This is a genomic window from Paenibacillus aceris (genome assembly GCF_017874035.1).
GTDB lineage: Bacteria > Bacillota > Bacilli > Paenibacillales > NBRC-103111 > Paenibacillus_E > Paenibacillus_E aceris.
The window spans coordinates 202,894-225,087 of record NZ_JAGGKV010000002.1; the positions used below are offsets into that span (position 1 = coordinate 202,894).

Sequence of the window (22,194 nt, forward strand, 5' to 3'; positions counted from 1 at the left end):
CAACTTAGACTCGCGTTTCAATGTATTTCTACCATTTCCCATCGCAACCAATCTATCATATGGTACGTCCAATTAAGTAGATTAAGAGAAAGAGGCGTGATACATGAAGATTGGAAAATGGATGCTGACCGGCAGCTTATTATTGTCGATGACGATACCGCAAGCTGTTCATGCAGCAGGCACGACAAGCGGAATAGCAGACAAAACTACGAAATACCGCGTTTATCAGTATAATCAAATACTCATGGAATTTGCGAATTATAAAGAAGCCGAAACGTTTGCCAAAGGCTTTTCCCATAGTTATGTAGAGGAGATCGGCTCTCGCAAATGGCTGTGGAACAATTTCCCCCGCTATCAGGTTTATCAATTAGACGCTACATTGCCCGAATGGCAATTTTCTACGTTGGATGCGGCCATTGCCGAAGCAAAGAAGTGGTCTTATGCAAGTGTTCGCGATCTGGAATCTACTGGCTGGGCGTGGAACAATTACCCCCGATATCAAGTATATCAGAATGAAATTACATTAGATTCATGGAAATTTCAAACACTGAATGATGCCATTGCCGAAGCAAAAAAGTGGGGCGGCGCACATATTATCGATTTGAACAGCCGCGGTTGGGTTTGGGACAACATATCCAGTGAAGAAAAGAAATCGTTGCGTGCCGGAGAACCCCTGTATAAGGTGTATCAAGGAACTTTCTCCGCTGACAATTGGGAATTTGCGTCGTTGGAGGATGCGATAAATGAATCCCTGAAATGGGGAAATTCAACCGTAATCAATAAAAACACGAAAAAAACAATATACAGCAATCTTAAAACTTATAAAGTATTCCAAAACGACACCTTCCTCCAAGACTTCACCTCACTGGATGAAGCCGCAGACTATGCAAAGCTCTGGGGACACGCCTCCATTTATATGGATGGCCGTAAAATTTGGAACAATTATGCAGCCTATCAAGTTTATCAAAACACCTCGCTTATCGGCGAATACAAAAATCTTCCCGATGCGTTAAACTATAGCGTGCAGTACAACAACAGCTCCATACAAACGCTTGAACACCGCGTATTGTGGGATAATATCAAAAAACTGCAGGTCTGGGGCTGGAACGGCCAATCCGGCGGCGAAACGATTAAATCTCAGGTCTCGAACACGATCGGACTGGATGTGGATTCTCCAAGCTACTTCGAGCTTGCGGACGCTGCGGGTAATCTCAAAGACAGCTCTAATCCCGATACCGTCAAATGGCTGCAACAAAACGGCTACACCGTGTATCCGCTAGTCTCCAACCAGTTTAATGCAAGCTTGACTACACAATTCCTTGCTGACAGCGCTGCTCAGGATAAATTCATCAAGGATTTGGTGGAGCGTTCCGTACAGCTTGGCGTCCCTGGCATTAATGTCGACTTCGAAAGCCTGGCTGGGTCGGATCGCAGCGCATTCACGGCTTTCATTACCAAATTAACGGCTTACGCCCATTCACGTAACCTGGTTATTTCTATCGATCTTCCGCGCGGCAGCGTCAAGTGGAATCATCTTTCCGCCTTTGACCATGAGAAACTCGGCAGCATCGTGGATTACGTCGTCATCATGGCGTATGACCAGTTTTACCGCGGCAGCACGTCCGCTGGCTCCGTTGCCGGAATTCCTTGGACGGACGGCGGCATTCAAGAATTTCTATCCTATGGCATCCCTCGGGACAAAATCATCCTGGGCATCCCTTACTATGTTCGGGAATGGAAGCTAGATTCAGCAGGCGCCTTGCAAAGCAACCGCACTGTGCTGATGAAGGATATTCCTGCATTACTCGCTTCCAAAACCGTTACGCAAACCTGGGATAATACTTTCGGACAATATCGTATGGAGTACCAAGAAGGCGGATTCACCTATGTGTTTTGGTTGGAAGATGCCGCTACCGTCAAAGCCCGCTTGGATATGGCCAAAAAGTACGACATTGCCGGTGTCGCGGCTTGGCGGCTTGGCTACGATCAAGCTGACTTGTGGAAGATGATTTTGCAGAATAAGTAATGGAAAAAGGAGCAAGCAAGAACCGCAAGATAAAAAGGGGCTGTATCAGAGGGACTTTAACCCCCGCTGAGACAGCCCCTTTCCTATTTCGAGTTGCGTTCACAGCAGCCCCCATTCGTTAAATATGGTTGCCGTTCCGCAGTCCGCACAATACTTTGCATCCGGTTTATTTACCTTGGAGCAGCCTTTGTGCAGCAAGGTTTTTTCCCGGGTACACCGGTTTCGCAGCGGAGCTCCGCATTTGATACAGTACCTTTCCTCTTTGTCCGCGACATATTTGCATCTGATGCATTGCTGAAATTCCTTCTCAGCCATAGCTTCACCCTCTTGAAGTAGGTTTCCTCTACTCCATGTATATGAAGGCCTTCCAGCGAATGGTGATGCCTTGACTTCACACTTTTTCCATTTTATTGTCGTGTCCATGTATAAAAACATGCTTTTTTACCCCACCCTATGAGGTAGAGGAGGTGAATGAACAATGGCAAAAGATGTGCTTTGTGAAGTTAATTCTTGCAAACATTGGGCAAATGGGAATAAATGCAATGCATCCTCGATTTATGTCGTGAGCCACCACGGCAGCAATCAAGCGCGCAATTCTGAAGAAACGGACTGCAAAACGTTTGAATCCAAAATTTAACCGTATAACCACTCAGAAATTCGGAAAGAAGAGGCCCAGAGGGCCTCTTTTTTCTCTCTACTTCTATTGTAACCAATAATGATAATTATTATCAGCCATTGTTGGAAAGATTTTCGAGGTCATCCATGTCCTGCGTCGGCGCTTGACAGGCAAAGTTCTGGCAGACGTAAGCCGTCGCGTGCCCGCCAAGCGGCAATTTGTCCTGTACGAGCGGAATCAGCTCGCGTACTTCTTCTCCCGCAGCACCCGGCGGGTGAAGAATCAGCAGCGCATTCGGCAGGAATTGCCGCTGCACCGTGCGCAGCATATGCTGCGTCTCCGCCTTCGCCGGGTCGCCGGCGATGACGATTTCGCTGGCTTCGCCATATGCGAAATCAAGCGCGGCCAGCATAAGCGCATGGCCCGGCGGGTAAGACGCGACAGCTCCGGCGAATGCCTGGAGCTGCTCATCTGCAGCCTGCGACAGCTTCGCGTCGTAGGTCAGCCTTGCCAGCCGCTGCATGTTCAGAGCGGCTGCGGCGTTGCCCGACGGCATCGCACCGTCGTAGATCTCTTTGGGGCGGGTGAGCAGCTGCTCGGCATCGCTGCCGTAGAAGAAGAGCCCGCCCTTCTCTTCGTCTCCGAAGAGACGAAGCATCTCTGCGTTCAGCTGGACCGCTTCACGGAGATAGCGCAGCTCGAACGTTGTCTCGTACAGCTCGATCAAGCCCCAGACGAGGAACGCGTAGTCGTCCACGTACCCGAGAAAAGCCGCTTCCCCGTCACGGTAGCGGGCAAGCAAGCGCCCATCCTCGCGGCGCAGCTCGCGAAGCAGGAAATCCGCAGCTTTCGCGGCAGCCTCTGCGTAAGCCGGTTTGTCCAAGGCACAGGCGGCCTTTGACAGCGCAGCAATCATCAGACCGTTCCACGCGGTCAGAATCTTGTCATCCTTGCCCGGATGGATGCGCTTTTCGCGGTGCGCGAAAAGCTTGCCACGGGCATGCTGGATCCGCTGCTTCAGCTGATCCAAAGGAATCTGCTTCCGCTTGGCGAAAGACTCAAGCGTCGTCCCTATGAGATTGGGGATGCTGTGCCCCTCAAAATTACCTTCCTCCGTAATGTCAAACAACTCGGAAAAGAGATCACCGTCGTCTATACCCAGCACAACCTCTACCTCATCCGGTGTCCACACGTAGAATTTTCCTTCCTCGCCCTCCGAATCGGCATCCTCCGCCGAATAGAAAGCGCCTCCCGCATCAGTCATATCCCGCAGCACGTAGGTGATGATTTGCTCAGCTACTTCCGCATACTTCGCTTTGCCAGTGACCTGATGCGCTTCCGTATAGGTCATAACGAGCAGCGCGTTATCATACAACATCTTCTCGAAATGAGGCACCAACCATTTGTTGTCAACGGAATATCGCGAAAAACCAAATCCGATATGATCGTACATGCCTCCGCGATGCATCGCATCTAATGTTTTTTCAACTATTTCAAGCGCGCGCTCATTGCCCGTTTTCTTATAATACCTGAGCAGGAATGACAAATTGTGGGAGGTTGGAAATTTCGGCGAACTTCCAAATCCGCCAAACTCGGGATCAAATGTGCTCTCGTACAGGCGAAAAGCTTCATGCAGCGTTTCTTCCGTGACTTCGCCACCTGAACGATGCTCCAGCAGACGTTTTGTTGTCTCATCTATCACCTGTTCCCCGACTTCGCGGACGCGGTCGGCGTCTTCCCGCCATTTCCCCGCAAGTTGAGCAACTACTTCTACCATTCCGGCGCGATTGTATTTACGACTGCGCGGGAAGTACGTTCCTGCGAAGAATGGCTTCTTCTCCGGGGTCATGAACACCGTAAGCGGCCAGCCGCCTTGTCCCGTCATCGCCTGACACACGGCCATATAGATGTGATCGACATCCGGCCTCTCTTCGCGATCCACTTTGATCGAAATGAAATCTTTGTTCAGCATGTCTGCAACGGTCTGGTCTTCGAACGATTCGTGTGCCATGACGTGGCACCAATGACATGTACTTAGAGAAACCAACGTCAGCTGTACCCAATAGATAAAAAGACAGGCTTATTTTCCTGTTTGGCTTTGTCAAAAGCCTCTTCACACCAAGGATACCAATCAACCGGGTTGAAAGCATGTTGAAGTAAATACGGCGACTTTTCCTTGGCTAATCTATTGGGTTTGTTGTTCGTTGTCATGGGGCATCACCTCCTTGTTTCTGGATTTATTGATGATAGGTAGAGCTTAGCATACCTTACAATAAAATGAAAAACCCTGCGGGAATCGCACAGGGTTTGAAGGTGTCTTCAACACAGTCGAGCTTCATCGGATGAACCAGATCAATCGGTAAAATACCGTTTACCGCATTCCCCTGCCTGCCCTGAACAATCTCCGTTTGTACTCCGAAGTATTTCTCCAGATTGGACTCCGTTACAATCCGCTTCGTTGGGCCGAGAATATGCTCGCCTGTTCCGATGATTAACGTTTGGACATCAACTACTTACGCATATTTAATAACATTCGCCACGATGATAAATATGGCCCCAATAATCAACCACATACACATTAATGGCCAGAAAAATTTCACCCATTTTTGATACGTAATCCCCGATACCGCCAAGCTGCCCATCAATGCGGAGGAGGTAGGAAGGATCATATTTGTGATGCCATCACCCAATTGGAAGGCAAGCACGGACGTTTGTCTGGTGACGCCGAGCAAATCGGACAAAGGTGTCATGATCGGCATCGTTGTGACAGCCATTCCTGTTCCCGAGGTAATGAATACGTTCATGATATTTTGGAAGGCATACATCCCCAGTACTTGTACCGAACTCGGCAAGTCACCTACCAGTATAGACAAGCCATTCACAATACTGTCAATGACATTTCCTTGTTCAAGTACCACCATGATGCCTCTGGCAATACCAATGATGAACGCGCCATAGGTTATGCTGCTTGTACCCTTGACGAATTCGCTAGCGATACGACTTGGTCCGTAGCCTGCACAGAAGCCGGATACAATACCCATTGTCAAGAATAAGGCACCAAGTTCCTCCATCCACCAGCCATTTTTGGAAACACCCCAGATCTCTAGACCGAAACCTATGATAACCGCAGCAATGGTAAGGTAATGCTTGAGCTGCATAATCGGCAGCTTGGAGAAGTCGACCTTCTCTCCCGAAACAGACTGCTCCAGCTCGTAAACATGTCCTTTGGCAGGATCTTTCCTCACCTTGCCTGCATAACGAATCAAATAAAGACTAGTCACTGTAATAAGACAAATCAATAAAATAACCCGCAGCCACGCCCCCGAAAACATCGGAACTTGTGCGATTGCTTGAGCCAGACCGACATTGAACGGGTTCAATATCCCAGCCGTAAAACCACACGATGCCCCTAATGATATCATCGCCGTACCTGTCAACGCATCGAAGCCGAGCGCACGGGCAACGGCGATTCCGATGGGTACAAAAACCATCACTTCGGTTGACATTCCCATTGTAAAGCCGCCAACCGAGAATAAGGTGATAAAGATCGGAATCACCCATCTACCTTTATTGGCAAACTTTTTTGCCACCCTGGAAGTTACCGCCTCAATCGTACCGGTGGAAGAGATGATTTGAAACGCGCCACCAATAATGAAAATAAAGAAGACCACATCCGCCGAAGCTACCAACCCGTGGACGATCGCTTTCGGGATTTCTATCAAACTAACCGGACTCGGATCTACGTGGTGATACGAACCTGTTACTAGCAAGGATTTTCCAGTCACCTTATCTTTTACACGCTCGAACTTCCCGGACGGAATTGTATACGTTAGTGCGGCAGCAACGAATACAAGAATAAATAAAATGACAAAGGTATGAGGCATTTTAAACCATTGGCGAGAGCTTGTTTTTGCTGTACTATCCATGCGCGTTACCCCCATTTCTACTCTGCTTCCACTCTGTAAACTCATTGCGTACGCGCTGCATCGCAGCTGTATCGACACATAAATCAAACGTAGTCATGGCTAACGCCTTCGCCGCCCTGTTCAGCTCAATCATGCCCTCTTCCGAGCCCGCTAAAAGAGCGAACTCCGGCGTATGCGTCGTGGCATCTCCAAGACGAATATACGGATGTATGGCTGCCGTCATCTGACTGACATTTCCGATATCGGAGGAGCCGACGCCCCCCTTTTGAGGCGGTTCGGATACCTCGATGCCCATCTGTTCCAAATTGTTTTGAAACAATTGAGCAAGAGCTTTGTTGTTGTTCCGCTCCGCATAGATAAACCCTTCCGTAATATCTACGGTAGCTCCAACGCCTTCAGCCGCACAGCGAACGGCCCGATAAATTTTCTCCCTTACGTTTGCCAGTTCTTCTACCGTCGACGCTCTCAAAATAAATACCGCTTCACACAGCTCCGGAACGACATTCGGCGCATCCCCGCCTTTCGTGATGATGCCGTGAATCCTCACATCCTCTTTCACAAACTGCCGAATTGAATTGATGGCCACAAATGCGTTAATGAGCGCATCCAGTGCGCTGATTCCTTTCTCAGGAGAAGAAGAAGCGTGCGCCTGCTTCCCATGGAACGTAAAGGTCGCATCCACACAGGCAAGTGCACCACGCAGGACCATTGTTTTATTTTGCGGATGACACAACATAGCCGCATCGATGTCGTCAAAGACACCTTCGTTGCACATGATAATTTTACCCCCGCCTTCTTCTTCTGCAGGAGTGCCTAATACAACGATTTTACCCGGCAGTTCCGGATAAGCTTCTTTCAATGCCATTGCAGCACCTACTGCTGCAGTACCGATCAAGTTATGGCCGCAAGCATGGCCAATCACAGGAAGCGCATCATACTCAGCTAACAGGGCAACCGTAGGTCCTCCTGATTGTCCCTCCCAAGTGGCGCGAAACGAGGTTTCTAAGCCGGCTATCCCTTGCTCTACCTCGAATCCCGCTTCCAATAAAGGCTCAACTAACCACATCTTGGCTTGATGCTCATGGAAGCTAAGTTCAGGATTCGTATGGATTTGCATAGATATGCGGCGCAGCTGCTCGTCAATCGCATCTACCGCTTGTTCAATCCGCTGTTTGCTCTTGTTTAAATGCCCATCGATCAATTGTATCCCCACCTGTCATTTTTCATCATGATCTGCATATTTCTAGTAAAAACATGAATAATTATGTAACAATATGAATATTATTTTATCGATTAGGATCATATAAGTACAATCAATTGTTTTTTTGTTCCACCCTTAAATTTTTTTATGACCTCTTAAAGTAAAAGACAAAAAAAGCACACTGCCGATGGCATTGTACTTTCAATTATACAAATTGATTTTTCATAAATTGCACAAATCTATCAACAATCGCAAGTTCCAACGTTGACTCCCGATAGATCATCCACGTGTTTCGTTTTATTGGCTCTCCGCTCTTTCGAATTAAATCAATGGTATGCAATCCATCCTGAGGTGTGACAAAAACGCCGGGAACAATCGAATAGCCAAGCCCCTGTTTGACCATTTCTTTACAAGTTTCATAGGAGTCTACCCACATCGTAATCATAGGTGGTGTGTTATACCGTTCATGCCACCATGCTTGAATCGTTTCGCTGAAGGGTGACTGTATCGAGCTCATAGTTTTAATTCTTGGTTCTTTATAGTAGATATGAGGCAAGTCTGGAAGGCACTCTAAATCAATTTCGTCTTTTGAAATAATATAAATGTGTTCATCATGTAATAGACATCTGGCATCGAACCAAGGGTAATCTCCTCTAATGACACCAACATGGATCTCTTCCTGGTGAATCAACTCGAGAATCTCTGGACTCAAAGCGGATGTGACATTGAATTGTACGTCCGGACAATATTCTTTGAACCTTTTGAGCAGCGGTGGAAGCTTATACAGACCATAGTAACTGGCAACTCCCAGTCTTAATGTACCTTTCACCTCATTTCGCAAGCTGATAATCTGGTCCTTCATTTTATTCAAATCAATAAGAGCCTTTTTCGCATAAGTGACCAGGTATTTTCCTTCCGGAGTAAGTCTGGCTCCCTTGGAAGTTTTGACGATGATGGAAACGCCGAAATCTTTCTCCATCTGCTGAATCCGGTAGGAGAGTGCAGGTTGCGTAATATAAAGACGTTCCGCCGCTTTCGTCAGACTCTGTTCTTCCGCAAGACACTGCAGCATGATGCAATCTTTTTCATTCAAGGATCGCCACTCCTTTTGGTTTTTTTATTTTTAGCTAAAGCTTAGCATACTCTACAACAAAATCAAAAACCCATGTCTATTCGACATGAGTTTAATTTTATTGAATGGCGTTCATCGCTTACTTGCCTAGAAAATTTTTAATGAAAAACGAAAGTTGATATTCCATGCTAAGGGGATCGTTAAAGTAGAACGCCTTTGCGTCTGCTTCGAATTTATGCAGCGGCATGCTCGAAGTGCTGTACAGCGAATGAAAGTTGTCAGCAGTATATAAAGGAAAGTGAGACTCTGCCCACTCCGAGACAATGTTAGGCATTATCAATGCCTCCCAAGCGGATTTAGTGGTAACCGATTAAAAAGAAAAAAGACACTTACCAACTCGTGGTAAGTGTCTCGGCATGTACCGTTCATCTCGGGATATTCCCCAGGAAGCGGTTATTCGTAACTTGATCAAGTAAAAATCATATTTTTCCCGTAAAAAATCTCATCCATCTCCCACTTAACGCTTTTTTCAATTTCCAACTGCTCTGCCGTGCTCAGTGAATCCTTTGTGTAGCCGAACAAATAATTGTTCAAGTCAAACTCGCGAAGTTTACATTTCGTATGAAATATATTTTCCTGATACACGTTCACATCAATCATGTGGTACAGGTCTTGGATCTCGCTTGGGATATAGTTTTGGATGGAACTGATTTCATGATCGATGAACAGCTTGTGCCCAACGATGTCGCGTGTGAACCCTCTAACCCGGTAATCCATGATCATAATGTCGGTGTCAAAAGAGCGGATGAGGTAATTCAGCGCTTTGAGTGGCGATATTTCCCCGCATGTCGAGACGTCGATATCAGCCCGGAAGGTGCTGATTCCCTCGTCCGGATGATATTCAGGGTACGTATGTACGGTGATGTGGCTGGTGTTCAGATGCACGACGACCGCATCCGGGAGCGGGCCTGGGGACTCCTCAAACGATTCGTTGGGAGCCTTCTCGATCGGCCCTTCTGATACGAGCATGGTCACACTTGATCCTTGCGGCTCGTAATCCTGCTTGGAAATGTTCAGAACATGAGCCCCGATAATGTCTGCAACGGACTTCAATATCGCGGTCAAACGGTCTGCGTTGTATTGCTGGTCTATATAAGCGATGTATGCTTCACGCTCTTCTTTGGTTTTCGTAAAGCAAATATCGTACATATTAAAGCTTAACGATTTGGTCAAATTATTAAACCCATGCAGGGTAATGCGCTGCTCCGATGTTAACTTCAACTATACTCCCCCTCACGAATAACGCGCTAGCTCAGATTTTGTAATAACTAAACTTAGGATGTGATGCCTGGGCTGCTTCTATCCATTATTCGACAAGTAAAGAAGAGATGATGCCATGAAGACACCATCTCTGACTATGACTTTATAACTTACCTTACTTTTTCATAACGGGAATCCAAATCTCACTTCGGAATGTTGGCGAGGTTACATCCTTACTCTCATTCCATAATAATTCCGGTCCAGCGATTTGTTCATACGTTGAAGACGGAAACCATTCGGAATAGATGCGTCCCCAAACATTTTGCAGCGTATCAGGAAAAGGGCCGACGGCTTCGAATACAGCCCACGAGGATGCAGGAACTTCAAGTGAAGCCAGATGATCTGGACATTCCAGCGAGGTTGCTGCCCCGATATAGTGATCAAGCTCCCCTTTTTCATCCATCCGTCCTTCAGAAAAGTTCGTAGAACCGCTAATTAGACCTCTTGGTGAAACATTGGATAACGCTTTAAGCTCTTGAATTAGCTCCGCATTTAAACTGCCCCACATGGCAGCAATTTCTGGATTGACTCCTTCGAAAATAATGGGCACTCTTTTCATGAGACCTACGATGCGGAACGCCTCTTTTTCTTCAATCCGATAGTTCATAACATCTCCTCCTTTTATTGAGAGCTGGAAAGTTAATCTAGGATAAGCTTTTAAGGTCTGGCCTGTCTCTCTTGCTTCAGTCGGCGTAATCCCATGCATAATTTGAAAAGCTCTTGTAAAAGAGTCAGGCGAGTTATATCCATATTTCACGGCAACATCAATGATCTTTATGGCGCTATGGTTAAGCTCGAACGCGGCAAGAGTAAGCCGTCTGCGGCGAATATATTCTGACAACGATACACCGGCAAGGAATGAAAACATTCGTTTAAAATGAAACTCCGAGCACATGGTTATTCGGGCTGCTTCTTTGAAGTCAATTTCCTCCGTCAGATTTTGTTCCAGATAGTTTAAAGCACCATTGATATTTTCAAGCATCTTCAATATCACCTCTCTCTCTTATTATTAAAATAACAGAAGCTGAAAGCACATATCCGACTTTTCATGCACAATGAAGCAGGGTTCTACTCTTCAACTCTTCACATCTAAAAGACAGCGAGGCTGCCCTAAGGTCCATCAACCTTTAGGAATAGCCTCGCCGGCATTGCACATATTAGAAATTCTCTACGCGTGCACGTTTCTCATTCAGTATCGGGACCAAAATCAGTGCACCAACAACTAATAAACAGCCACTTAACGCGTATACCACAAAAAGCGAGGAAACATCTTTCATATACCCTGAAATGGACATGCCGACCACCATCATCCCCATAAAAATCGGTGTGATCGCGCCACCAACCCTCCCCATATAAGCAGGTTCTGTATTTTTCATGAGAAGTGTTTGAATCCCTACTTGGACACAAGGGTAAAATAAACCACTGATCGCTTGCAGCGCAAACGACAGAACGAGGATCTTCGATGCTCCGACAGCAACGGTGCAAATTGCACTAACGAGTAAACCTACGGCAAGCAGTGCTTGCGGTTTTACTTTTTTAGCGACACTCATGATTGCAGCTCCACCGATTAGCATAGCAGCGCCATTCGTCATCAAAAACCACTGCATAAATGATTTGTCCTGCCCTAAGTTTTCAATTGTAATAAAAATCATCAGCGGTTGGATCATGCCTGCCGCAAGCCCGGATGCCGCGAAGGTTGCACCTAAGGTTCGCAGCGACCGGTTAGACCACACATATCTGATGCCGGCTTTCATCTCAGCCATAAAACTTCCGGCTTTCCGCTGCTTAACTTCTTCCGTGTCACGTAGCAATAACGATAAGATGATGGCAGATATCAGGAAAAATAAAAATGTTAGCATCAGGGAAACCTGAATGCCAAACTGCATAAAGATGAACACGCCAATCATTGGGCCTACGATTGTAAAAATGGCTAACAAAGATTGAGACAAAGCCATTACGCTTTGCAATTGTTCGCTTGCCACATGCTTCTTATACAGCTTCATCGCAGAGGGCTGCGAGAATTGAGATAAGCTTGCCGAGATCAGTGTTCCTAATAAAAGAGCGTACCACTCGCCCATCACCAGGGCAAGCAGTACTGCCAATACGGAGATCGTAGACAGTAAGTCGCTCCAGACCATGGTTCGCTTAGGCTTCCAGCGGTCCGCAAAGGTCCCTCCGACGATCGCGAACAGAAAAATAGGCGCAAATTCGACGACCGAGATGAGTGACACATAGAGTGAATCATTATTTGTTTTTTCGGTTACATATAAAAGCACTGCAAAATTTCTTATCCATACACCCAACTGCAGAAACACCCGTGAAAGGATAATGGTTCGCACATATCGATTCGCAAACACGTCAATACCCCATATCTTTTAAAATTCTAGACAGCATGCTCAGACGTTCGCCGTTAAGCTCATCATCTTCACTTAGCGCTTGACTGAATAGTTTAATGTCTTCGTTAATTTTATCGTTATCCGTACATACAGCCACGGTCATAGCATCGCCTTGCAGACCTACACGGTCTATCACTGGATTCTCAGGGTCGTACAAGTTCTTATTCCGGTAGGCCTCCTCACGGAAATAAAGCATACTTCTTGTCACTAGAATGGCAAGGTCAAGTACGCGATGCAGTGGCAATTCTTCTGATTGCCTTGACCATTTTTCACCTGTGTATCTCCAAACTTTGGCGGAAATGTCGACTTTCCCTCTGTCATTCCATTGGGCAAGACCTAAAGAAAGACCCTTCGCATCGGACTCAGCGGCGTATCTGCCGTCGACCTGCTCATAATTTTCAGAAACGATGACAGGCTTATGTTTTAAAGATGTTGGTATTTTCATTTCAATTTCTCCTTCGTTCATTTAAATTTTCGCGATTTACTAAATTACTAATTTACTAAATTACTAAATCACAAGACCAATAATATCCCTTTCAAATGGTTAAGTCAATACACTTCAGCGGATTGGTGAAATTTCACACTAAAATACAAGACGGCCTTTTTGACTCTCTCGGCAGGGCTCGGGGGCTTTTCCGACTGCGAGACAGCCTTTTCGGATTTCGCGCTGGAGATTTCGCGAGATTATGGCTGCGTCTCGGCTTCCATCTCTTAGTCATGTATTACGAAGGAATGTAAGTGCTACGCCACGTTGAGTCATGGGACGAATGAGCGAGTATAGGGTATATGCAAGAAAAACGTTAATAACAAAGGGAGGGAACTCCATTCCCTTATTTAAGCAAATTGCCGGATTTCGTGAGTTTGAGTGAAACTACAGGCTCTTATTCAACCTCTTTCGTCCAAATATGTACCAAAATGGCGAAATAGCGGACCCTAGTTCCGCTCCCTCACGCAAAGGGATCTTTTGGGCAAAATAGCGCCCTGTAGTTCCCCTACAAACATATAAATTCAATAAAAAAACCCGATCTGCATGCAGATCAGGTTTACATATATTTACCCTTTTCTCCCACTCTCTAATCGTTTCTCCGTCAAATAAACAGCAAGCTGATTCGTTCGCTGCTTATTCAACGGATAGAGGAAGACGATAATGAAGAAAATCAAAAGATAGACGATACCAGGGATTAACGTAGCTAAAGTGTAAATGCCATCAAGCGCTTCTTTGGTCTGCACAGAACGAGCGGCGTCATATCCGACAGACCCGATGGCAAAGCCTCCGATCCCTCCGGCCAGTGCTTGTCCTACTTTTCGCGCAAAAGAATAAATGGCATATACGGTGCCATCCTCGCGTAATCCTGTGACATATTCTTGATAATCAATGACATCGGTTACAAAAGCCCAAACAACCAGATTGAAAAATGCAAAGCCAAACATACCAATTGCGGAAATAATGACAAATTGCAACGCACTCACATGCGGAAAGAAATATAAAGCAAGGTAGACAACAGATGAAAGCAGCATTCCTGCTGCCGCTACTTCTTTCTTGCCGAATTTATTCACAAGCGACTTTACGAAAGGGATCGCAATGAATACGGCAAGCGTTTGAATGAATCCAGCCAAACTTAACATCGAAGCGCTTCCAAAGTAATTCTTAAACAAATACACATTGACTGCACCGACAAGCATGGAAAGCATCATAAACACCAGTGACGCAATCAGGATGGAGATTAAGGGTCTGTTTTTGCGCAAACCGTTCAATGTTGTGCCTAGATGGAGCTTCTTTGCTTGCGTTTCAGGTATCGTAATACGTTCATTGGATAATTTATAGCACGCCATGTAGCAGGAGATCGAAAGAATACCGAAAAGAATCGCTGCCAGCATAAATCTGTTGGAATCTGCTTTATTGTTGACAAATAGGATTAACGGTCCAACCACATTAATAATTAAGCCTGCGAGATTAGCACCCATCGTCCTGTATGTCGATAATGCCGTGCGCTCGACTGAGACGCTCGTTATTACGGATGCCATCGATCCGTATGGAATATTGACCGTACTGTATAAAGTTCCCCATACCAGGTAGGTGACAAAAGCGTAAGCCATATAGAAACCATCGGACATTCCAGGAATTTTCACGAACATAAGAATGCCTGAGAGCACGAGCGGAAACGACATTCGGAAGATCCAAGGCCTAAATTTGCCTTGAATCCCCGCTTTTCTCGTGTCGATAAAACGCCCCCAAACCACATCTGCAAAAGCGTCCCAAAGTCTTGCGATTAAAAAAACAAGTCCGATTGTCGCTGGGTGTATTTTGAAAATGTCCGTGTAATAGACCATTAAGAATGAGCTCACAAGAATAAAGAAGAAATCATTCCCGAAATCGCCGAACAAATAACCAAGCTTATCTCGAATGCCGAAGGGACGACTTGCGATGGTGTTCAAATTTGGTTCAGACGTATGTTGAATGACCACATGACTCATAGTAATTCCTCCACTGCGTTATCATCTGCTGTTTGCGCTTCAACTATTTTTTATAGCCGTATTCCGGAATGGCTTGCCATCTTCTACGCAATTCATGCGCGGCATATTTCGGCTTCCGATCCCGAGTGAAAATCCCTTTCTTATTCCCTTGGACCCGCATAATACCTTGAGACGTATTAAAATCCGCAAAATTCCAAACCTGTTCACCAACGAAGGTATCGAATTCATCGAATACTTCGTGGTTCGCACGTAAGTACTCAGCTTGAAACTCTTCGGTGAACATCACAGGGTCTACATCATGCAAACCGGCAACCGTATCCGCGCCATACTCTGTCATCATGATCGGTTTACCTGGGCAGCGCTTGCCCCAGCCCGCCAACTCTTCGCGCAATTTGATTTTGGCAGCTTCCATATCACCGCTTTGCACGTACCAGCCATAGTAACGGTTCAGTGCAAGCACATCGACAAGCTCTGCCACTTTGCATGTATCCGGAGTCGACATCAAATGTGTTACAATCGTGACTGGTCTTTTTTGCGGGTCAATTTCTTTAGCCAACTCGACTAGCGGCTTAAAATAAGCATCCGCTCCCTCTTCTTCAGAGGCCGGCTCATTAGCAATGGACCACATGACGACACACGGGTGGTTTTTATCGCGGGCAATGAGCTCACGAATCATATCCTCATGATGCTCCTTAGTTTGAAGTTCTTCCCACGTCTTTCTCTTCGGACCGTTTCCGAAAATAGCCATGAAATTCAAATGCAAACCGACCGCAGGGGTCTCATCAATGACGACAAGGCCTTCTTGGTCAGCCAGTCTCATTAATTCTTCCGAATACGGGTAGTGGGCTGTCCGGAACGAATTCGCGCCAATCCATTTCATTAATCGAAAATCAAGAACATTGGCTGCTTCATTAAATCCTCTCCCATGGATCGGGGAATCTTCATGTTTGCCAAATCCTTTGAAATAAAACGGTTTATCGTTAATCAGGAATTTCCCCTCTTTCACCTCCACCGTTCTAACACCAAAAGGCTGTTCGTAGACATCGATCAACTTGCCATTTTGGGAGATCTCAACTTTAAGCGTATACATGTAAGCCTGCAAAGGTTCCCAACGTGTAACATTTTGAATCTCAATTGTGCCTTGGAGGCCATTGCTTTCTCCCACGACAGTTCCCGACTGATCAACAACAACTGCTTTCAGTTGCCCGTCTCCGACAATTTCAACTTCATACCGAACGATACCGTCTTGTGCTTTCAACTCAGTCAAGACAGTGACATCCTTCACGTAAGTATGAGGTGTTGTATAAATTTTCACCGGTCTATGAAGCCCTGCGTAATTAAAGAAGTCGAAGTTCGGGCTATTTTTGGCTACAATGCCCTTTCCCGGAACTTCTTGTTCGCTGTAGATTCCGACAGGAAGCGTCGTTTCATCCACGATATTATTCACGGCAACCGTTAAGCGGTTATGGCCTGATTTTAGATAAGAATTGATTTCGGCTTCAAAAGGTGTAAATCCGCCTTTATGCTCGATAACCGGTTCCCCATTCACATAAACGACCGCTTTATGAGTAGCCGAACCGAATCGCAATACGATACGCTCAGAGAAAAGTAGGTTCAAAACTGTAAAGTCTCTCTCATACCAGACCCAACCTACATGATTGCGAATATCCGCGGTAACGCCAACGTCATTGAAAGAGGACGGGACGGACATCGGGATGGTGTCTGTAAGCCCAGCTTCGAACCATTTTTCCTGAAAGCCCTTTCCAAAATCCAGTTTAAATTTCCATATCCCATTAAGATCTACAATTCCTCTTGACTCCGATATGATTGGATATAACATAGTTGCCGCTCCTTTTTTTTCGTTTTCAATCTCGACAAATAAGATTATACTAAGATAATCAACTATCGAGTAGGACATATCATGCATATAAGGGACAATATTAACATCATTTCTCGCATGTTAGGAGATTCAAATGACCATAGCCCATCATCACATATCTGTTATCAGCCTTACGATATTTCATATTACAGACATCAATACGCTTGTATTAAGCAGCAGCGGAGCCATTCAGTTGAACCACAAGCATGACCATATACCTGACTTTCTAGCTGATTGGGTGCAGGAAGACATCCAGCTCCTTTGCTCAGAAGCGCAAATTTCTCCCAGACAATGCTGTAAATACACGAATGCATGGGGATTTACCTATTTAGCCAAACAATTTCATATAAAAGAGGAGCGGCCTAAGATTTTAGTTACAGGTCCATTCTTACTGCAAGTTCCCGATGTCAATCCGTTGTATACGAAATTCAAAATGGATCAACAAAAGTGGATTGAACTAGAAAGTTTTTATCGTGGATTGAAATTAATTAGCGCATCTAGGGTGCAAAGCATGGCTAATATCTTCGAGCAAATCGAGACCATCAGTCAAACCGATATTCGGGAATTGGAGCTTGAACAGCCAGCACCCGAGTCGCCGCGGCACAAAAATATAGAACTCATGCTGCAGCAACCGGATGAAGCGTATATCGACCTAGTTGATCTTCGTTATCAAATTGAACAAGAAATGACGCTGGCGGTGCAGCATGGCGATCAGGAATCGTTACAACAGGTACGAGTCAAAATGAAAAATCTGTATGATTTTTCCGATAGATTCCCCAACCAACCGGTAAGGACTTTAAGAAATGCGCTCATTATCCTAAATACGCTGTTAAGAGTCGCTGCCAAAAATGTGAACGTACAGCCTTTCTTCCTGCATCAGATTTCTGAGAAATTCGCCAAACTCATTGAACGAACAGAGACGATCGATTCTCTTAACAAGTTAATGACAGGCATGTTCGACGAATATTGCAAGCTGGTTCGCCTTCATGCTGTAAAAGGGTATTCCCCCCTAATCCAAAAAGCTATTCAATTCGTATCCCTGCACTACAATAAGCCATTTACTTTAGAGGATCTGTCTCATGCATGCCATGCACACCCAGCGCACATTTCGAGACAGTTCAAGAAAAAAACAGGGATGACCGTGACCCAATACCAACAAAAGCGGCGGATTGAAGAGTCCAAACCTTATCTAAAAAAAGGCGATGCCTCCATCAAACGGATTGCTGAAACGATTGGCTTTGATGACGCGGGCTACTTTACCCGTATTTTCAAAAAGCTAGAGGGGATGACGCCTACAGAATATCAAAAGAGCTGAGCGTTCACCGCCCTCCGCACCCTTCTTTTCATTGGATATTGGACAACTTAAATGATACAATATGGAAATAACATGAAAACAAACAAACCTGAGGAGTGAGCCCATTGGCATTAGATTTTTACTTGAATTTTAATGGTAATTGCCGTGAAGCAGTGGAATATTACGCAGGGGTTTTTGGCAAAGAACAACCGAAAATCATGACATTTGGCGAGACGCCATCCGATCCGGCATACCCGCTTCCGGATGAAGCGAAATCCTTGGTCATGCATGCTAGACTTTCCATTAGCGGCAGCAATGTAATGTTCTCCGATGTGTTTCCAGGTATGCCGTTTGTTGCCGGCAACAATATTTCTCTGTCACTTGTCAGTAACGATATTGAGGAAGTTAAGTCCGCTTTCCATAAGCTGAAAGAAGGCGGCAAGGTTACTATGGAGCTTCAAGAAACGTTCTGGAGCAAATGCTACGGGATGTTGGAAGACAAATTCGGTATCCAATGGATGTTTAACTACGACAACGGCGAAGTCGTTTATTAATTCCATTCGCTAGCTAATCACCAAGAAACACGTCCCTTCCGAGGAAGAAGACGTGTTTCTTTTTTACTTACAGGATAGGGGAGATTAACTTGGAAATGGATTCCAGGAATCGTATCCGTAAGGAGCGCTTTTCATACTCCTCCAGGGTTAACTCCATGCACCCCTCCATATCTTTCCAAAAAATATTTTCGAGCTTCTTCGCCGTTTCTACGTGATACATCAGCGCATTCGTCTCAAAGTTAAGCCGCAGGCTGCGAATATCGAAGTTGGCCGTTCCTACCGAAGCCACTTTCCCGTCGATAACAATTGTTTTCGCATGCAAAAATCCATAATCGTACAAATAACACTTTACCCCTGCCCGAAGCAATTCACCCACATAATAGAGGGATGCCCAATGAACAAACAAATGATCCGCCTTCTGCGGTATCATGATCCGAACATCAATACCGGACAAGGCTGCTATTCGCAGCGCGTTGAGCATGCTCTCCTCAGGAATAAAATATGGTGTCTGCAGAAGTATTCTACTTTTCGCCATATGAATCATTTTGAGGAATGTATACACAAAATGCGGCCATTCTTCGTTAGGCCCACTCGCGATAATCTGCATTGGTACATGCTGCTTAGAGCCTATTTCCTTTCGTTCTGGAAAATAGCACTGATCCACTTCCACCGGAGTCGCGGCCGCTAAATTCCAATCCAGGATGAAACGGGACTGCAGCGCGCGTACAACGCTTCCCGTTAAGCGCAAGTGAGTATCACGCCAAAAACCAAACCGCGGGTCTAGTCCGAGATATTCATTCCCGACATTAAAGCCGCCCATGTAACCAATCTCCCCATCAATAATGACTAGTTTCCGATGGTTGCGATAATTAACCCGATAGTTCAAATAAGGAATTCGGGACGGGAAAAAGGCTGCTTTCTGCCCTCCAGCTTTCAGAAAATCACGAAAAAAAGCATCTTTCAAGGAACGCGAACCAATATCATCATACAAAAATCGAACGATGACCCCCTGCTCAGCTTTTTTCGTTAAAGCTTGCATAATCTTCTGTCCGAGCGAATCATTCTTCACGATGTAATACTGCATATGAATGTGAGTCTCAGCGGCTTCAATTTTCATAAGCAGATCATTGAATTTCGAAACACCGTCCGTAAAGATATCAACACCGTTATCCTGGGTAATGAAAGCATCGTTGGAAGACACATTCAAATAAATCAAATCACGGTATTGGTTGACCATGGGATCAAGATAAGTCATCGTCCCGCTCATCAGCTGCTCCCGCTGCTCGGAAATAACCGTCTGAACTCTTTCCTGCATGCGCCGGTTCCATTTGTACAGCTTTCTCCTGCTCAAATTTTGCCCTAGCATCACATAGAGCAAGAAGCCAAGTATTGGGATAAATAAAAGTACCATCAGCCACGACCATGTCGCTGCTACGTTCCGCCGTTCTAAGAACACAACCGTTAATGCAAGCAAAATATTGATAATAAAAAGGACAGTTAGTGCGTGCGATACCCAATCCATAGTGCCACTCCTAACCTTTGATGTCAGAGGATCAGGAATATTATACCTTATTTTCGCCAAATTCGAAAAAAACCTCGAATTCTAAGAAAGAATACGAGGTTTGGTCCATTGTTATGCTAACTTTTTAATTAGGCACAGCTTCCGTAAATAATAAACGCCGCCAACTTTAATGACGTCATCCGAATAAGCTTCTATGAGTGTTCCCGAGTCTTCTAATTCGTCATCAAACCACACCTCTACCGGTGTTTGAAATAACATACAAAGATACATATCTGCATCTGTTAAACAAAGTGTAGTCCGGCTCATTATGAATGATTGCCTCCTCTACCAATTTTCACCCGACATGATACTTATCGTCATATGTAAATGAAAAATGAAGAGGATTTAGGTAAAAAAGACTGGAAGCCATGAGCCTCCAGTCCTGTTTTTTCCATTTATTTAACCATTTCCTTATAAAGCCCGATGTATTGCTGCGCAGACTTTTTCCAGCTAAAATCACCTTTTTTCATATTTTGCTGAATTTTCAGCCAAGCGTCTCGATCATTTTTGTAGAAAAAGACCGCGCGGCGAATGGTATGCAGCATGTCATGCGCATTGTAATCACGGAAAGTGAAGCCGGTGCCTTCGCCCGTGAACTCATTGTACGGCTGCACAGTATCCTTTAGCCCGCCGGTTTCTCTCACGATTGGCGCCGATCGGTACCTAAGGGCGATCAACTGCCCGATGCCGCAAGGCTCGAACTGTGAGGGCATCAAAAACATGTCCGAGGCGGCATAAATCTGATGTGCCAAAGCCTCGTCAAAACAAATCTGTGCTGACACTTTGTCAGGGTACTTCTGTGCAGCGTGCTTAAACATCTCCTCATAGCCGTATTCGCCAGTACCCAGTACGACAAGCTGAATGTCTAGCGACAGAATCTCTGTGAGGACATGCTGGATAAGATCAAGCCCTTTCTGCTGCACCAACCGGGTCACTAAGGCAACCATGGGTACATCCGCCTTCACAGCCAAGCCCAGTCGCTCCTGGAGAGCTGTTTTGTTTTGCAGCTTTTTCGGCAGCGAGTCTCGATAATTGACCACAAGGTGCGGATCGCTCATAGGATCGAATACCTCATAATCGATGCCGTTCACGATGCCCGTTAACTGATCTTTGCGGTGACGAAGCAGGCTATCCAAATGTTCACCATAATATGGTGTTTGAATTTCTTCGGCATAGGTCTGACTCACCGTTGTTATACGGTCGGAGTACAGCAGTCCGCCTTTAAGGAAGCTGGCGCCGCCATGAAGTTCAAGCGCTGTGCCTGTAAAGTGATCGTCAGATAAACCGAAGAGCTCCTTAAACAACGATTGGCTGAACACGCCTTGGTATTTTAAATTATGGACCGTCGAGATCGTTTTGATCTCGCTATAGAATGGCAGATGTTGATAGTGAGCCTTCAGCAGCACGGGAATCATGCCCGTTTGCCAATCGTGACAATGGATAACATCCGGCTGGAAATCGAGCAGCGGTAGTGTTTCAATAACCCCCTTGCAGAAGAAACCAAAACGCTCCGCCTCATCCCCATAGCCGTATATCCCAGAACGATTGAAATAATATTCATTGTCCACGAAATAGAAGGTAACCCCGTCCTGCTGCAGAACTTCAATCCCGATGTATTGCTTTCTCCAACCGACATAAATATTATGTTTCACTGCCGTTGTCATCGCATCTCGATACTTGGCAGTAATTCCGCCATATTTGGGCAAAATAACTCGCACGTCCAGACCTTGTCCGATAAGCTCTTTCGGCAGCGAACCAATAACGTCGGCTAATCCTCCAGTTTTAATAAAAGGAACAGCCTCTGAAGCAGCAAACAGTACTTTCATCTTTCCACTCCTCCATGATAGTCGAAAAGCCGCCTATGGAAGGCAGGC

At 45.6% G+C, this 22,194-nt stretch carries 20 protein-coding genes; 4 read left to right on the top strand and 16 right to left on the bottom strand.

Annotated features, from left to right (window positions below):
* Positions 1–103 precede the first annotated feature (103 nt).
* The gene (locus J2Z65_RS05125; protein WP_167053981.1) at positions 104–2,026 is read left to right on the top strand and encodes a glycosyl hydrolase family 18 protein; all 1,923 of its coding nucleotides are present in this window, start codon (positions 104–106) and stop codon (positions 2,024–2,026) included.
* Positions 2,027–2,125: 99 nt separating this feature from the next.
* On the opposite strand, the gene J2Z65_RS05130 is transcribed toward J2Z65_RS05125, so the two are convergent.
* Entirely contained in the window at positions 2,126–2,341 is a 216-nt protein-coding gene (locus J2Z65_RS05130) for a zinc ribbon domain-containing protein (RefSeq protein WP_167053979.1), read from the bottom strand.
* A gap of 163 nt (positions 2,342–2,504) precedes the next feature.
* Between J2Z65_RS05130 and J2Z65_RS05135 the strand changes: the two genes are divergently transcribed.
* Positions 2,505–2,663, top strand: a complete 159-nt coding sequence (locus J2Z65_RS05135; RefSeq protein WP_167053977.1) for a DUF1540 domain-containing protein — start codon at positions 2,505–2,507, stop codon at positions 2,661–2,663.
* Positions 2,664–2,754: 91 nt separating this feature from the next.
* Here J2Z65_RS05135 and J2Z65_RS05140 read toward each other — a convergent pair whose 3' ends face one another.
* The 12 genes from J2Z65_RS05140 to uidA all read right to left on the bottom strand — a co-directional run bounded on the left by J2Z65_RS05140 (position 2,755) and on the right by uidA (position 16,872).
* Positions 2,755–4,653, bottom strand: coding sequence for a DUF255 domain-containing protein (locus J2Z65_RS05140; protein ID WP_205300908.1), 1,899 nt, complete (start codon positions 4,651–4,653; stop codon positions 2,755–2,757).
* Between the two features lie 38 nt (positions 4,654–4,691).
* On the bottom strand, positions 4,692–4,853 hold the full coding sequence (locus J2Z65_RS35850) for a DUF255 domain-containing protein (RefSeq protein WP_205300907.1): 162 nt from the start codon (positions 4,851–4,853) through the stop codon (positions 4,692–4,694).
* A gap of 302 nt (positions 4,854–5,155) precedes the next feature.
* Positions 5,156–6,568 (bottom strand): YfcC family protein, encoded by a 1,413-nt coding sequence (locus J2Z65_RS05150; protein WP_167053975.1) that lies wholly within the window; start codon positions 6,566–6,568, stop codon positions 5,156–5,158.
* Positions 6,561–7,769, bottom strand: a complete 1,209-nt coding sequence (locus tag J2Z65_RS05155) for a M20 family metallopeptidase (protein ID WP_240159521.1) — start codon at positions 7,767–7,769, stop codon at positions 6,561–6,563. Before J2Z65_RS05155 ends, J2Z65_RS05150 begins: the two co-directional genes overlap by 8 nt.
* Positions 7,770–7,974: 205 nt before the next feature.
* Positions 7,975–8,862, bottom strand: coding sequence for a LysR family transcriptional regulator (locus J2Z65_RS05160; protein ID WP_167053973.1), 888 nt, complete (start codon positions 8,860–8,862; stop codon positions 7,975–7,977).
* A 118-nt stretch (positions 8,863–8,980) separates the two neighbouring features.
* Positions 8,981–9,175 (bottom strand): hypothetical protein, encoded by a 195-nt coding sequence (locus J2Z65_RS05165; RefSeq protein WP_167053202.1) that lies wholly within the window; start codon positions 9,173–9,175, stop codon positions 8,981–8,983.
* Positions 9,176–9,309: 134 nt separating this feature from the next.
* Positions 9,310–10,122, bottom strand: a complete 813-nt coding sequence (gene speD / locus J2Z65_RS05170) for an adenosylmethionine decarboxylase (RefSeq protein ID WP_167053971.1) — start codon at positions 10,120–10,122, stop codon at positions 9,310–9,312.
* A gap of 154 nt (positions 10,123–10,276) precedes the next feature.
* On the bottom strand, positions 10,277–11,143 hold the full coding sequence (locus J2Z65_RS05175; protein WP_420850767.1) for an AraC family transcriptional regulator: 867 nt from the start codon (positions 11,141–11,143) through the stop codon (positions 10,277–10,279).
* A 175-nt stretch (positions 11,144–11,318) separates the two neighbouring features.
* Positions 11,319–12,518 (bottom strand): MFS transporter, encoded by a 1,200-nt coding sequence (locus tag J2Z65_RS05180; protein ID WP_167053967.1) that lies wholly within the window; start codon positions 12,516–12,518, stop codon positions 11,319–11,321.
* Between the two features lies 1 nt (position 12,519).
* Complete coding sequence (locus J2Z65_RS05185; protein ID WP_167053965.1) at positions 12,520–13,002, bottom strand: DUF6530 family protein; 483 nt, start codon at positions 13,000–13,002, stop codon at positions 12,520–12,522.
* Between the two features lie 608 nt (positions 13,003–13,610).
* A complete protein-coding gene (locus tag J2Z65_RS05190; protein WP_167053963.1) occupies positions 13,611–15,032 on the bottom strand; it encodes an MFS transporter in 1,422 nt (473 codons plus the stop codon).
* 43 nt (positions 15,033–15,075) lie between these two features.
* Positions 15,076–16,872: a beta-glucuronidase gene (gene uidA / locus J2Z65_RS05195; RefSeq protein ID WP_167053961.1), complete on the bottom strand. Its 1,797-nt coding sequence runs from the start codon at positions 16,870–16,872 to the stop codon at positions 15,076–15,078.
* Positions 16,873–17,005: 133 nt separating this feature from the next.
* Between uidA and J2Z65_RS05200 the strand changes: the two genes are divergently transcribed.
* Positions 17,006–18,226, top strand: coding sequence for a helix-turn-helix transcriptional regulator (locus J2Z65_RS05200; RefSeq protein ID WP_167053959.1), 1,221 nt, complete (start codon positions 17,006–17,008; stop codon positions 18,224–18,226).
* Positions 18,227–18,330: 104 nt separating this feature from the next.
* Positions 18,331–18,759 (top strand): VOC family protein, encoded by a 429-nt coding sequence (locus tag J2Z65_RS05205; RefSeq protein ID WP_167053957.1) that lies wholly within the window; start codon positions 18,331–18,333, stop codon positions 18,757–18,759.
* Positions 18,760–18,826: 67 nt separating this feature from the next.
* On the opposite strand, the gene cls is transcribed toward J2Z65_RS05205, so the two are convergent.
* The 3 genes from cls to glgA form a co-directional block, all read right to left on the bottom strand.
* Positions 18,827–20,281, bottom strand: a complete 1,455-nt coding sequence (gene cls, locus J2Z65_RS05210) for a cardiolipin synthase (protein WP_167053955.1) — start codon at positions 20,279–20,281, stop codon at positions 18,827–18,829.
* A 111-nt stretch (positions 20,282–20,392) separates the two neighbouring features.
* The gene (locus J2Z65_RS05215; protein ID WP_167053953.1) at positions 20,393–20,587 is read right to left on the bottom strand and encodes a hypothetical protein; all 195 of its coding nucleotides are present in this window, start codon (positions 20,585–20,587) and stop codon (positions 20,393–20,395) included.
* 128 nt (positions 20,588–20,715) lie between these two features.
* Positions 20,716–22,146: a glycogen synthase GlgA gene (gene glgA, locus J2Z65_RS05220; protein ID WP_167053951.1), complete on the bottom strand. Its 1,431-nt coding sequence runs from the start codon at positions 22,144–22,146 to the stop codon at positions 20,716–20,718.
* Positions 22,147–22,194 lie beyond the last annotated feature (48 nt).

Bases quoted from the DNA above. Each gene is read 5' to 3' on its own strand.
- J2Z65_RS05125 (WP_167053981.1), top strand. From the start codon at position 104: ATGAAGATTGGAAAATGGATGCTGACCGGCAGCTTATTATTGTCGATG.
- J2Z65_RS05130 (WP_167053979.1), bottom strand. From the start codon at position 2,341: ATGGCTGAGAAGGAATTTCAGCAATGCATCAGATGCAAATATGTCGCG.
- J2Z65_RS05135 (WP_167053977.1), top strand. From the start codon at position 2,505: ATGGCAAAAGATGTGCTTTGTGAAGTTAATTCTTGCAAACATTGGGCA.
- J2Z65_RS05140 (WP_205300908.1), bottom strand. From the start codon at position 4,653: ATGGCACACGAATCGTTCGAAGACCAGACCGTTGCAGACATGCTGAAC.
- J2Z65_RS35850 (WP_205300907.1), bottom strand. From the start codon at position 4,853: ATGACAACGAACAACAAACCCAATAGATTAGCCAAGGAAAAGTCGCCG.
- J2Z65_RS05150 (WP_167053975.1), bottom strand. From the start codon at position 6,568: ATGGATAGTACAGCAAAAACAAGCTCTCGCCAATGGTTTAAAATGCCT.
- J2Z65_RS05165 (WP_167053202.1), bottom strand. From the start codon at position 9,175: ATGCCTAACATTGTCTCGGAGTGGGCAGAGTCTCACTTTCCTTTATAT.
- J2Z65_RS05175 (WP_420850767.1), bottom strand. From the start codon at position 11,143: ATGCTTGAAAATATCAATGGTGCTTTAAACTATCTGGAACAAAATCTG.
- J2Z65_RS05185 (WP_167053965.1), bottom strand. From the start codon at position 13,002: ATGAAAATACCAACATCTTTAAAACATAAGCCTGTCATCGTTTCTGAA.
- J2Z65_RS05190 (WP_167053963.1), bottom strand. From the start codon at position 15,032: ATGAGTCATGTGGTCATTCAACATACGTCTGAACCAAATTTGAACACC.
- uidA (WP_167053961.1), bottom strand. From the start codon at position 16,872: ATGTTATATCCAATCATATCGGAGTCAAGAGGAATTGTAGATCTTAAT.
- J2Z65_RS05200 (WP_167053959.1), top strand. From the start codon at position 17,006: ATGACCATAGCCCATCATCACATATCTGTTATCAGCCTTACGATATTT.
- cls (WP_167053955.1), bottom strand. From the start codon at position 20,281: ATGGATTGGGTATCGCACGCACTAACTGTCCTTTTTATTATCAATATT.
- J2Z65_RS05215 (WP_167053953.1), bottom strand. From the start codon at position 20,587: ATGAGCCGGACTACACTTTGTTTAACAGATGCAGATATGTATCTTTGT.
- glgA (WP_167053951.1), bottom strand. From the start codon at position 22,146: ATGAAAGTACTGTTTGCTGCTTCAGAGGCTGTTCCTTTTATTAAAACT.